The 12,478-nt window shown below is 61.3% G+C and carries 10 protein-coding genes and 1 pseudogene; 1 reads left to right on the plus strand and 10 read right to left on the minus strand.

Features of this window, described 5'->3' with window-relative positions; genetic code table 11:
- Positions 1 to 171: 171 nt before the first annotated feature.
- From CWC48_RS08370 to pilM, 7 genes and pseudogenes are all read right to left on the minus strand, one after another.
- Positions 172 to 1,731 (minus strand): SPOR domain-containing protein, encoded by a 1,560-nt coding sequence (locus CWC48_RS08370; RefSeq protein ID WP_078046509.1) that lies wholly within the window; start codon positions 1,729 to 1,731, stop codon positions 172 to 174.
- 10 nt (positions 1,732 to 1,741) lie between these two features.
- Positions 1,742 to 2,842 carry a 3-dehydroquinate synthase gene (aroB, locus tag CWC48_RS08375; protein WP_021492321.1) on the minus strand — a complete coding sequence of 367 codons (1,101 nt, stop codon included), beginning with the start codon at positions 2,840 to 2,842 and terminating at the stop codon, positions 1,742 to 1,744.
- 125 nt (positions 2,843 to 2,967) lie between these two features.
- On the minus strand, positions 2,968 to 3,486 hold the full coding sequence (gene aroK / locus CWC48_RS08380; RefSeq protein WP_003187914.1) for a shikimate kinase AroK: 519 nt from the start codon (positions 3,484 to 3,486) through the stop codon (positions 2,968 to 2,970).
- A 4-nt stretch (positions 3,487 to 3,490) separates the two neighbouring features.
- A pseudogene (locus tag CWC48_RS08385) lies at positions 3,491 to 4,747 on the minus strand (type IV pilus secretin PilQ); the annotation flags it as partial.
- 138 nt (positions 4,748 to 4,885) lie between these two features.
- The gene (locus CWC48_RS08390) at positions 4,886 to 5,857 is read right to left on the minus strand and encodes a pilus assembly protein PilP (protein ID WP_100491672.1); all 972 of its coding nucleotides are present in this window, start codon (positions 5,855 to 5,857) and stop codon (positions 4,886 to 4,888) included.
- Positions 5,854 to 6,408 (minus strand): PilN domain-containing protein, encoded by a 555-nt coding sequence (locus CWC48_RS08395; protein WP_078046505.1) that lies wholly within the window; start codon positions 6,406 to 6,408, stop codon positions 5,854 to 5,856. The genes CWC48_RS08390 and CWC48_RS08395 overlap by 4 nt, the downstream gene beginning before the upstream one ends.
- Entirely contained in the window at positions 6,405 to 7,058 is a 654-nt protein-coding gene (pilM, locus tag CWC48_RS08400) for a type IV pilus assembly protein PilM (protein WP_100491673.1), read from the minus strand. Before pilM ends, CWC48_RS08395 begins: the two co-directional genes overlap by 4 nt.
- A gap of 220 nt (positions 7,059 to 7,278) precedes the next feature.
- On the opposite strand from pilM, the gene CWC48_RS08405 reads away from it, so the two are divergent.
- Positions 7,279 to 9,738, plus strand: coding sequence for a penicillin-binding protein 1A (locus CWC48_RS08405; RefSeq protein ID WP_371857069.1), 2,460 nt, complete (start codon positions 7,279 to 7,281; stop codon positions 9,736 to 9,738).
- A gap of 206 nt (positions 9,739 to 9,944) precedes the next feature.
- On the opposite strand, the gene CWC48_RS08410 is transcribed toward CWC48_RS08405, so the two are convergent.
- From CWC48_RS08410 to rpmE, 3 genes are all read right to left on the minus strand, one after another.
- Complete coding sequence (locus tag CWC48_RS08410) at positions 9,945 to 11,213, minus strand: malic enzyme-like NAD(P)-binding protein (protein ID WP_016979185.1); 1,269 nt, start codon at positions 11,211 to 11,213, stop codon at positions 9,945 to 9,947.
- 181 nt (positions 11,214 to 11,394) lie between these two features.
- On the minus strand, positions 11,395 to 12,201 hold the full coding sequence (locus CWC48_RS08415) for a thermonuclease family protein (RefSeq protein ID WP_100491675.1): 807 nt from the start codon (positions 12,199 to 12,201) through the stop codon (positions 11,395 to 11,397).
- A gap of 14 nt (positions 12,202 to 12,215) precedes the next feature.
- Entirely contained in the window at positions 12,216 to 12,449 is a 234-nt protein-coding gene (rpmE, locus tag CWC48_RS08420) for a 50S ribosomal protein L31 (RefSeq protein ID WP_005784030.1), read from the minus strand.
- Positions 12,450 to 12,478: the final 29 nt, after the last annotated feature.

Below are 12,478 nucleotides of genomic sequence, written 5' to 3' on the forward strand. Positions count from 1 at the left end.
AGGTTTAAAGCGATATGCTGTGCTAGTCAAAACTTTTTTAATTCTGACCGCTACGACTCAAAAGCTACTGTGACGCAGACACCACAAAGCGCGCGGTCTCTAGAGACTGCACGCACTTGCGGTTATTTTTTGAGGTGCCGGGAGGGCGGCCTGGGTAAGGCCGCCGGATCTTCAGCGAGTTGTTGCGAGTTCTTGTTGAACGCTGGCAACAGTGCGAGGCCAAGGTTTACCAGCCTGGACCTTCGCTGGCAAGGTTTTGATCGCAGAATCGGCGGCTGCACGGCTGGAGAAGTTGCCGTAGGTGATCACGTAGAGAGGCTTGCCGTTGAGCACTTTCTTGAAATAACGGTACTCGCCGCCCTGCTCCTTCACGAACGCCTGGGCGTTGGCTTCGGAACTGGTGCCGAGGATCTGCACCACGAAGTTGCCGGTTGGCTGGCTGCTGTACCAGCTGCTGCCAGCGGCGCCGGCCTTGGCAACGGTGGCGGCTGGTTTTTCAGCCGGTTTGGCGGCAGGTGCAGGGGCTGGCTTGGCGGTTGGCGCAGGCGCGACCGGCTTGGTCACGGGCGCAGGCTTGGCGGTGGCGACTGTCGGCGCGGGTGTCGGCTTGGCAGCCGGCTGGCCGGCTGGCACGCCCGCTGGCGGTGCAGTGGTGGTCACGGTAGGCGGTGTGGCGCTGGAGCCTTCCACCGGCACGCCGTCGTCGCCTTCGGAGATGCCACCGGCTTCTTCGGCAAGCGGGCCGCGCATCACAGGTTGGCCAACCATCGGCAGGTTGGTCGGTTGGCCGGAGTTGGCGAATTCGACGTTTGGCGTGGGCTTGCCCAGTGGCAACTGCGCCTGTTCGGTTGGCGCGCCGGCTGTGGTGGGCGCCTTGCTGCGACCTGGGATCAACCAGGCGGCGGCAACAGCGACCACGACAACGGCGGAAATAGCCAATACGTGTTTCTTAGGCATAGTGAACCCCATCTTTGGACGCTTGACCGCAGAGCGGCTGGCAATCATGGCTTCGATCATGGCATCGCGGGCAACCTGGTTGATGGTGCCAGGCCAGCCGTCGGAGCTTTCGTGAATATCAGAGATCTGTTGAGCGGAGAAAAGTTCGATGCCCGCCCCTGCGCCTTCCAGGCGTTGAGCCAGGTATTCGCGGGTTTCTTCCTCTTCGTACGGCTGCAACTCGATGACGTGGAACAGCTCCTGTTCGCCGCTGATCTGCTCAAGGTCGGCGATCAACGACGACTCGCCGAACAGGAACACGTGCGGGCGACCTTCCGGCGTACCCGCCGCCAGCGCCAGCAGCGCTTCAAGCGCGGATTCGTCAAGCTGCTCGGCGTCATCCACCAGCAGGTAGACTTCCTGGCCGGTCAGGCCCAGTTGCACGACCTGCTTGAGAATCGCGTTCGGCTCGGCTGTAGCCACATCCAGGGCCTGCGCAACCTGGCGCAATACGCCAGCCGCATCACCGGCACCACGGGCCGACACCACCACGCTCTGTACCGATTGCTTGTTGGTGCTGGCCACCAGGGCCTGGCGCAACAGCGTCTTGCCGCTGCCCAACGGCCCCGTCACCACCAGCAGCAGTTGGCTGTAGCGCGCGAGGTGGTGCAGCTGGCCAAGCACAGGCTTGCGCTGGGCCGGGAAAAATTTGAAACCAGGCACCCGTGGAGCAAAGGGGTCGTGGCTTAACTGGTAATGGCCGAGGAACGCCTCGTCGGCATGCAAACTAGTCATCGGGATCTTATTAACCTTTAAGCTGGGCCAGGGCGCGGTAATCCGCTCCCAGCGTGGCCTGTAAAATCTCTTTCGGATAATCGTCGGTCACCACCGCTTCGCCCATGTGGCGCAGCAGCACCAGTCGCAGTCGACCGTCGATCACTTTCTTGTCTATCGCCATATGTTCGAGGAAGTCCGCCTCGGTCATTTCCTCAGGCGGAATGACTGGCAAACCGGCGCGCTGGAATAGGCGAATGCCCCGGTCACGCTCCTGGGCACTGATCCAGCCCAGGCGCTGCGACATCTCCAATGCCATCACAGTGCCAGCCGCCACGGCTTCCCCATGCAACCACACACCATAGCCCATGTGCGTTTCGATCGCATGGCCGAAGGTGTGGCCCAGGTTCAAGGTGGCCCGTACGCCGGACTCCCGTTCGTCGGCATTCACCACCAGCGCCTTGGCGGCACAGGAGCGGGAAATGGCTTCGGTGAGTGCCGCCTGGTCCAGATTGCGCAGGGCGTCGACGTGCTCTTCCAGCCACGTCAGGAACGGCTCGTCGCAGATCAGCCCGTACTTGATGACTTCTGCCAGGCCCGCCGACAGCTCGCGCGGCGGCAGGGTGTTGAGGGTGGCGGTATCAATCAGCACGGCTTGGGGCTGGTAGAACGCGCCGACCATGTTCTTGCCCAGTGGGTGGTTGATGCCGGTCTTGCCGCCCACCGACGAATCGACTTGAGACAGCAGGGTGGTCGGCACCTGGATAAAGTCCACGCCACGCTGGTAGCAGGCCGCTGCAAAGCCGGCCATGTCGCCGATCACACCGCCGCCCAGGGCGATGACGGTGGTGCGACGGTCATGACGTGCGGTCAGCAGGCCATCAAAGATCAGCTGCAGGGTTTCCCAGTTTTTGTGGGCTTCGCCGTCGGGCAAGATCACAGAGATCACGGAATACGCCGCCAGGCTGCGGCTCAGACGCTCAAGATACAGCGGCGCGACCGTTTCGTTGGAGATGATCGCCACTTGCCGCCCGGCAATATGCGGTGCGAGCAGCTCGGGCTGGTCCAGCAAACCTTCGCCAATATGGATCGGGTAGCTGCGCTCGCCTAGATCGACCTTAAGTGTCTGCATGTGTCCCCGCGTTAGAGATGTATTGACGACCGGCAACGCCAAGTTCTGACGTCGCCTGATGGCTCTACGCCACACCCTGGAGGGTGATGGCGCGCCGCCGAGAATAGCGCATTTCGGGCCTGGCTTTAACGGGGTGGCAGCCGTTGCAGGCGCTCAAGAATGTCGAGGACCACCATCCGAGGTGGCCGCTCATCGGTTTCTACCACCAGATCGGCGATTTCCCGATACAGCGGATCACGCAATGCGAGCAGGTCCCGCAAGGTCTTCGCCGGGTCGGCAGTGCGCAGCAACGGGCGATTGCGATCGCGGGCAGTGCGGCCCACCTGCTGCTCGACCGATGCATGCAGATAGACCACCCGACCACCGGCATGCAGCGCCCGACGGTTTTCATCGCGCATCACTGCGCCGCCGCCAGTGGCCAATACCACACCATCGCAGCCGCACAGCTCGGCGATCATCGCCTGCTCACGATCACGAAAGCCCAGCTCGCCTTCCTTATCGAAGATCCATGGGATATTGGCACCCGTGCGCAATTCAATTTCCTTGTCGGAATCTTTGAACGGCAGGCGCAGCTCTTTGGCCAGCAAACGGCCGATGGTGCTTTTTCCAGCGCCCATCGGTCCTACAAGAATCAAATTTCGCACAGAATCAACGACTCACAGCAATCGCCTGGTTATTCATAATACGCGGAGTCAGGAATACCAGCAGCTCGGATTTTTTCTCCGCCAGCACATCGCGCCGGAAAAGGCGGCCAAGATACGGCACATCGCCCAAAAATGGCACTTTATCTACCACTTTGCTTTGGGTATTAGAGAAAACGCCGCCGATGACGATGGTCTCGCCATCCTTGACCAGCACCTTGGCGTTCACTTCGTTTTTCTTGATCGGTGGCACGTCATTGAGCTTGTTCAGGTAATCGGGCTCGTCCTTGGTGACTTTGACTTCCATGATCACCCGGTCGTCGGGGGTGATCTGCGGGGTCACCTCCAGCGACAACGAGGCTTCCTTGAACGACACCGACGTGGCGCCGCTGGAGCTGGATTCCTGATAGGGGATTTCAGTGCCCTTGAGGATGCGCGCAGTTTCCTTGTCGGAAGTCACCACCTTGGGTTGCGAGACAATTTCCCCGTTGCCGGTTTTCTCCATGGCGGTGAGCTCCAGGTCCAGCAGCAGGTTGTCGGTGATAAAGGCGATGCCCAGGCCCGAGGTGCCGGTGAGCGAGCCCAAGTCAACAAAGGGTGAGCTGGGCGGGTTTTCCGAAGGCTGCGCACCTTCGGCCGGTGGCTTCGCAATCCCCCCGGCGCCCCAGTTGCCGCGATTGAGTCGTCCGCCCCAGCGCGCGCCCAGGCTTTTGTCGTAATCGACATTGGCCTCGACAATGCGCGCCTCGATCATCACCTGTCGCACGGGGATGTCCAGTTGCGCCACAATCCGCCGCAGCTCCTCCAGCCGCTCCCCGGTCTGGTAAGCGATGATGTTATTGGTGCGATCATCGACCGCCACCGACCCACGCTCGTCGGGCACGCCTTCAAGGCCCGTCACCGACTGGAACAGCTTGGCCAGGTCTGCCGCCTTGGCGTAATTGACTTGCAAGAGTTCACGGCGCAATGGCGCCAGCTCGGCCATTTGCTTGCGCGACTCCAGGGTCAGCAGCTCACGTGCAGCCAACTCTTCGGCGGGCGCGACCAGTAACACGCCGGCCTTCACCCGCTTATCCAGGCCCTTGGCCTGCAGCACCAGGTCCAGCGCCTGATCCCAGGGCACATCCTTGAGGCGCAGGGTAATTGAACCCTGCACATCGTCGCTCGCCACCAGGTTGAGGCCCGCCACATCGGCGATTTGTTGCAACGCCGTACGCAGCTCGATGCTTTGGAAGTTGAGGTTGAGCCTGTCACCCGTGTAGGCGCTCGACGCGGTATTGCCAGGCGGTGGCAACTGGATCAGGTCTACGCGATTAGGTAGAGCAGCAGCCATCGGTGCCGTGAACGCTATCCATAGCGCCACACCGAAGGACGAGAAAGTCCTTTTCATTGGTTGATTCCGTTATGAGTTGACGTTTAACACCAGGGTTCGCGGGCGTTCCAGCCATGCACCCTGACCATCGGGAAACAGTTCGACCAGCTCGACGTAACGCTCATGGATGACCGTGACTCGGCCATGGTCCGGCCCCAGGTAGTCACCGACCGCCAGCCGGTGCACCCTGGAGGCCGCACGCAGCAGGGCAAAAGCCTGCACACCGCGCGACAGCGTGCCGACCATTTCAAACTGGTCCACTGCCAGGGTTTCCAGGACGCCACGTGGCCTGGCGAGATCCGGCGCCCGAGCGGGCCGACCAGGCAAATGGCCGACCTGAATGGCAAGCCGCTGGAAAGGATCACGCAGACCGGACGCGTCATAGACAAAAGCCTGCCTTGCTAATCCCTGCCCGCCCGGCCCGGCGCCTGACGGCGCCTGCCAATACGTCTTGGCCAGCAGGTCCAGGCGCAGCAGCTTGCCATCACGGCGCAGGGCAATATCGTGCACCGTGGCGATTCGCGACAGGCCACCCAGGCGGCTCAGGAACATTGCCAGGTCGTGATAAGCCCCGGTCAAACCGACCTGCACAGGTTGCTCGTGATAGAACGGCCTGGGCTGTTCATCCAGCGGGGTGACGTTTTCGACCAGCAAACCATTGGCCAGCGCCAAGCCCGCGATGTCTTCCAGCAAGCCGGGCATTTCGGACTCACCCGGCAACGCCTGCAAAAGCTCATTGGCTTTCGCCTGCATCAACTGGAACTGGTGCGTGCGCGTCTCAAGGCTGGCAGCCAGGGCGGTCTTTTGCGCGACATGCTGCTGCAGGGCCACTTCCTGCGCTTCGACCCGTTGTAACCGTTGCCGCGAAGGGCTCAGGTACACCAGGTCGCTCACCACAAACACTACAGCCGCCAGCGCACAGCCCAACAGGGCCTTGCCAGGAAGGGGCCATTTTGCAGCGTTGTGAGTGAGTGCAGAAAGATTGAGCCTTGGCAGGCTCAAGGCTGAGCCTCGGAGGACTCGCCCTGACGCACCATCAGCTGAAATTCGTTGTTGCCGCGCGCGCCATCCGTTCGCACATGTTGCAACCGAGTGGAATGGGCACCTTCGGCGGCCTCGAGGCGGCGCATCAGCTGGGCGATGTCCTGGCTGGACTCCGCGCTGCCGCTGATACTTACGGTATCGCCCTTGGCCACCACTTCATGCAGGTGGACGCCGTCGGGTACCGCGCGGGCCAGTTGATCGAGCAACTGGGCACCGGAGGAGCGTGAATCGTGCAGGTCTTGTACGACCTTCATGCGCTGGGCCAACTGCTGGCTCTGCTCCTGCAGATCGTCGATGGTCTTGATGCGTGAATCGAGGCCAGCGACCTCCTTGCCCAGATGGTCGTTGCGGGTGACTTGGCGATCAATGGCCTGGTCGATCACCTGATCCGCCAGCCACACGGTCGCCAGCGCCGCGCAGGCGAACGCCAGCAGACACGCCAGCAAATACTTGCGTCGCCGCTCTGCCAGCGCCTGGCGCCATGGCAATAGGTTGATTCGTGTCTTCAAGCGAAACTCCTCAGGGCCAACCCGCAAGCAATTCCCATCCCTTGGGCATCCACGGCCCATTGTGCACCATCGACTCGATGGCTCGGCGTGAAGCTGGCGAAATCCTGACGGCTAGCGCGCGCCAATGCAAACGCTTCGACATCGATGACCCTGGGCACCAGCCCCGCCAGGGCCAGAACCGCCTCGCGAGTCTCCACCTGTTCCTTAAGGCATGCCGCCAGCAGCACGTCGACCCGGCCGGGTTTCAGCGCCGTCGGCCCACGCACTTGGAAATCGATGGCCACGTCATCCAGGGGATAAGGAATGTACTGGTCCGCCTCCATCTGGATCATCCAGGTCATCTCATCGTCAGTGAGCCCTGCGTCCATCTCGATCATTCGCGTGATCACCGAAGGGCCGGCCACGGCAGCGGCAGCACCACGCACCGAGGTCGACAACCGCGACCATGCACTGCGCAGAGCACGGCCCACGCCTTCAAGATCAAGGAATGTGCCATCGACCACCGACTGCACGGGCAATGCCTGCGTGACGTAAGCCTGAATGGTGTAACCCGAGGTTGAGCGACCCAGTTCCACCAGCCGGATTGCCGTGTCATTGATGTCGACGCCCAGCAGGGTGTCGACTTTTTGCCTGAAAAATCCCTTTCCCATAAAACTCCCTAAAACTTTGCCTGTCATACCGCCTGATTGCCGCTGGGCGCCATGCATTCGGTCGACTTGTTGAACAGGTGCGAATGACGCCCCAAGGCGAAAAATGCTTTAATGCCCAGCGTTTTTTCCCGCTTTTATCTGCAGCTCGGGTCGATCCATCGTTTGCCATGCATGCCCCGACGCCTAACTCATTCTTTTCTCTGGAAATCCAAAAGCCTTGATTCGTCTGCTGAAGTTTTTCGGGTACTCCATTGTCGCCATCGTTTGCGGGCTGCTGCTCGTGCTGAGCGGGGCCTACCTCTACCTTAGTCCGGGTTTGCCCTCCGTAGAGGCCCTTAGAAGTATCCAGTTGCAGATTCCTTTGCGGGTCTACAGCAGCGATGAAAAACTGATCGCGGAGTTCGGCGAAATGCGCCGCACACCGATCCGTTTTGCCGATATTCCACCCAATTTCATCAGCGCCCTGCTCTCGGCCGAAGACGATAATTTTGCCAACCACTATGGCGTCGACCCCAGCAGCCTGGTGCGTGCGGCGACCCAGCTGGTAAAAAGCGGACACATTCAGTCCGGCGGCAGCACCATCACCATGCAGGTGGCGAAGAACTTCTTCCTCACCAGCGAGCGCAGCTTTTCGCGCAAGGCCACCGAAATCCTCCTGGCACTGCAAATCGAACGCCAGTTGACCAAGGACGAGATCCTCGAGCTCTACGTCAACAAGATCTACCTGGGCAACCGCGCCTACGGGATCGAGGCCGCCTCGCAGGTTTACTACGGCAAGTCCATTCGTGACGCCAGCCTCGCGCAGATGGCCATGATCGCCGGCCTGCCAAAAGCCCCTTCACGTTTCAACCCCCTGGCCAACCCGGCGCGCAGTAAAGAACGCCGCGACTGGATCCTGGGGCGCATGTACAAGCTGGGCAAAATCGACCAGGCCGCTTATGAAAGCGCCATCGCCGAGCCGTTGAATGCCAGCTACCACGTGCCGACGCCAGAAGTTAACGCGCCTTATATCGCCGAAATGGCGCGCGCCGAAATGGTTGGCCGTTATGGCAGCGAGGCCTATACCGAAGGCTTCCGCGTGACCACCACCGTACCGAGCGACCTGCAGGAAATCGCCAACACCTCGGTGCATGCCGGCCTGATCACCTACGACCAACGCCACGGCTACCGTGGCCCTGAATCGCGCCTGCCAGGCAAGACTCTGAGCGCCTGGACCACCGAGCTGGGCAAACAACGCGCGATCAGCGGCCTGGAACCGGCCATCGTGACCCAGGTGAAGAAAGATGGCGTGCAGGTACTCACCCGTACCGGCGAAGCCCATGTGACGTGGGACAGCATGAAGTGGGCGCGCCCATTCCTGAACACTAACAGCATGGGCCCGATGCCCAAGCAGCCATCGGACGTGGCGCAGGTGGGTGACTTGATCCGCGTGCAACGCCAGAAGGACGACAGCCTCAAGTTCAGCCAGGTGCCGCTGGCCCAAGGCGCCCTGGTGTCGCTGGACCCGCAGAACGGTGCGATCCGCGCCCTGGTCGGTGGCTTCGCGTTCGAGCAGAGCAACTACAACCGCGCGACCCAGGCCAAACGCCAGCCGGGCTCGAGCTTCAAGCCATTCATCTACAGCGCTGCGCTGGACAACGGCTACACCGCCGCCAGCCTGGTCAACGACGCCCCGATCGTGTTTGTCGACGAGTACCTGGACAAGGTCTGGCGTCCGAAAAACGACACCAACACCTTCCTTGGCCCGATCCGTATCCGTGAGGCGCTGTACAAGTCGCGTAACCTGGTGTCGATCCGCCTGTTGCAGGCAATGGGCGTGGGCAAGACCATCGATTACATGACGCGCTTCGGCTTCGCCAAGTCGGACCTGCCGCCCAACCTGTCCCTGGCCCTGGGCACCGCGACCCTCACGCCGATGGAAATCGCCACCGGTTGGAGCACCTTTGCCAACGGCGGCTACAAGATCGCGCCGTACCTGATCGACAAGATCGAAAGCCGCAACGGCGACACCCTGTTCACCGCCAACCCGCCACGTGTGCCGGGTGATGTGGTCAACGGCGTCGCGGCGACTGACGGCCTGGCGGCGCCGAGCGATGGCGGCATTACCATCGAACCGGCTCCAGGCACCACCCCTGCCGCCAACGGCACCCCCGCCGAGCCCCAGGCACCCGCTGTCGCCGAGCGCATTGTCGATGGCCGTACCACGTATATCCTCAACAGCATCCTGGAAGACGTCATCAAGAAAGGTACTGGCCGCCGCGCCCTGGCGCTGAACCGTCCGGACATTGCCGGCAAGACCGGTACCACCAACGAATCCAAGGATGCCTGGTTCTCTGGCTATAACGCCGACTACGTGACCACCGTATGGACGGGCTACGATCAGCCGGAAAGCCTTGGCCGTCGCGAGTTCGGCGGTACCGTCGCGCTGCCGATCTGGATGAGCTACATGGGCGCGGCCTTGAAGGACAAGCCGCCGCACACGCAGCCGGAGCCAGAAGGCATCCTCAGCCTGCGCATCGACCCGGTCAGTGGCCGTGCGGCCTCGCCAAGCACACCGAATGCGTACTTCGAACTGTTCAAGAGCGAGGACACGCCGCCGTCGGTCAATGAGCTGGGCAATGGCGTTGCGCCGGGCAGCCCGCTGCCGGCGGATGAAGCGGCGCCGATCGATCTGTTCTAGTGAGGTTTATGGCCTGAAACAGATTCAATGTGGGAGCGGGCTTGCCCGCGATTGCGGTGTGTCAGGCGCCACATGAGCTGATTGATCCATCGCTATCGCGGGCAAGCCCGCTCCCACACGTGGGTCTCCACAAGGCCCAAGTGAATCGCCACAAAAAAGCCCCGACTCGCAAGAGCCGGGGCTTTTTGTGGGTGCGCTACAACGGCTTAGCCGTTGAACACATCATCCACGCTTTGCAGCGGGTAGTGCTTCGGATACGGCAGGGTGGCCACGCCGGTCTCGATGGCGGCCTTGGCCACGGCATCGGAGATCAGGGTGATCAGGCGCTTGTCCATTGGTTTCGGGATGATGTACTCACGACCGAATTCCAGCTTGATTCCGCCGTAGGCGTCGCACACTTCCTGAGGCACTGGCAGCTTGGCCAGTTCACGCAGGGCGTTGGCGGCAGCCACTTTCATCTCTTCGTTGATGCGCTTGGCGCGAACGTCCAGGGCGCCACGGAAGATGAACGGGAAGCCCAGTACGTTGTTGACCTGGTTCGGGTAGTCCGAACGGCCGGTCGCCATGATCACGTCGCTACGGGTGGCGTGAGCCAGTTCCGGCGAGATCTCTGGGTCCGGGTTGGAGCAGGCGAACACGATCGGGTTGGCGGCCATAGACTTGAGGCCTTCGGCGCTCAGCAGGTTCGGGCCGGACAGGCCGACGAACACGTCTGCGCCGTCGAGGGCGTCAGCCAGGGTGCGCTTGTCGGTGGCGTGGGCAAACATCGCCTTGTACTGGTTCAGGTCGGTACGCTCGGACTGGACCACGCCCTTGCTGTCGACCATGAAGATGTTTTCCAGCTTGGCGCCCATGCTCACCAGCAACTTCATGCAGGAGATGGCCGCAGCGCCGGCGCCCAGGCAGACGATCTGTGCGTCGGCCAGGGTCTTGCCTGCGATTTCCAGGGCGTTGATCATGCCGGCCGCCGTAACGATCGCGGTGCCGTGCTGGTCATCGTGGAATACCGGAATGTCGCACTGTTCGATCAGGGCCTTTTCGATCTCGAAGCACTCAGGTGCCTTGATGTCTTCCAGGTTGATGCCACCGAAGGTGATGGAAATGCGCTTGACCGTGTCGATGAAAGCCTGCGGGCTTTCGGAGTCGACTTCGATGTCGAAAACGTCGATGCCGGCGAAGCGCTTGAACAGCACGCCTTTACCTTCCATGACTGGCTTGGACGCCAATGGGCCGAGGTTACCCAGGCCGAGGATCGCGGTGCCATCGGAAATCACTGCAACCAGGTTGCCTTTGCCGGTGTACTTGTACGCCAGTTCGGGGTCGCGGGCGATTTCACGTACGGGCTCGGCAACACCAGGGCTGTAGGCCAGCGAAAGGTCACGGGCGGTGGCAGTGGCCTTGGTGAGCTCTACACTCAGCTTTCCTGGACGAGGATGGGCATGATATTCGAGAGCGGCAGTTTTCAAATCAGACATATCGGCATTCCGCTTTTACTGTTGGTCGACGGACCGCCGAGGATACGCGTGTCGTAAAGTCCCCACAAGACTGGGCAGTCACGGGTGTCAAGGGCCCAAAGCGCCGTACTTTGGTCTAAGGCCACGGGATACAAGGGCTCAACTGTTCACAATCGACTAAAAAAATGTCTACAATTTTTTCTTAAAGCGACGATTTGAGCATGCTGGGATCGGTCAGTGGCAGAAGCCAACGCGCCTGGCCGTTTTTCAGGCCGCCACGCTTGGCGCGATCCTGCACCCAGCCACGGGCCTCGATTGACTGGCCTTGCAGACCATTGAGCCACCCGGCGTCGAATTGACGGACAAGCTCGGGTGCAATGCGTAATACCAGTGAGCCCTGCAATTCGATCCAGATTCCACCGCGATTGCGTTCGATCTTGCTCACCCGGCCGCTGACCAAAGCAAAACCGGACTGCTTGAGCTGCGCCACGTTGTGTACCGGTGACTGGCGCCACACACCCCGACGCGCCTCACGGGCGCTGTTCTCCGCAGCCTGCTGGCAGGCGACAAGATCAACATTGGGCGCGACGCCTACCTGAAACCCCAGGCCTTCAGCCAGCAGCTGCGCCTCAAGATTCTTACCCTCAGCGCCGTACAGGTGGGCCAAGGTACGGCCGTAGCGATCCTTTCCCTCACGCCCAACAACCAGGCCGACGCGACGGTCGCTGGCGTCCACCAATGCCTGCAAGCGCTGACGGGCAGCGACGGCGTAAGGCTCGTCGGCGCGACCGCGTTTACCGGTTTCAGGCGCATTGAGGCCAATCATCCGCACGCTGCGACCATCCTTGAGGCGTACGGTATCGCCATCCACCACACGCTGCACCTCCACCTGGACCAAGGCGGCCGGGGCGGGGCAAAACACGTCGGCCTGGGCGACTGAAAGCCAAATCCCAGGCACAAAAAAGGCGCCCACAAGGGACGCCTTTTTCAACAGCTGGCAAAAGCCCATAAGGCTTTTGAGCCTTACTCTGCTGGAGTAGCAGCAGGCTTCTTGCCGAAAGCACCAAAGCGATCTGCGAAGCGCTGTACACGGCCGCCGGTGTCCAGAGTTTTCTGCTTACCGGTGTAGAACGGGTGGCACTCGTTGCATACGTCAGTACCCAGTGGCTTGCACAGGTTCGAACGGGTTTCGAACTTGTTGCCGCAGCTGCAGGTGACTTCGATGGTTTCGTACGCTGGATGGATATCGGCTTTCATGGCACTTCCTCGGGCTAGCGTGCCGCCAC

The organism is Pseudomonas sp. S10E 269, from assembly GCF_002798465.1.
Classification (GTDB): Bacteria; Pseudomonadota; Gammaproteobacteria; order Pseudomonadales; family Pseudomonadaceae; genus Aquipseudomonas; species Aquipseudomonas pergaminensis.

Excerpts from the sequence above, each read along its gene's own strand:
- CWC48_RS08370 (WP_078046509.1), bottom strand. The coding sequence starts at position 1,731 with ATGACTAGTTTGCATGCCGACGAGGCGTTCCTCGGCCATTACCAGTTA.
- aroB (WP_021492321.1), bottom strand. The coding sequence starts at position 2,842 with ATGCAGACACTTAAGGTCGATCTAGGCGAGCGCAGCTACCCGATCCAT.
- pilM (WP_100491673.1), bottom strand. The coding sequence starts at position 7,058 with ATGGGAAAGGGATTTTTCAGGCAAAAAGTCGACACCCTGCTGGGCGTC.
- CWC48_RS08410 (WP_016979185.1), bottom strand. The coding sequence starts at position 11,213 with ATGTCTGATTTGAAAACTGCCGCTCTCGAATATCATGCCCATCCTCGT.
- CWC48_RS08415 (WP_100491675.1), bottom strand. The coding sequence starts at position 12,201 with ATGGGCTTTTGCCAGCTGTTGAAAAAGGCGTCCCTTGTGGGCGCCTTT.
- rpmE (WP_005784030.1), bottom strand. The coding sequence starts at position 12,449 with ATGAAAGCCGATATCCATCCAGCGTACGAAACCATCGAAGTCACCTGC.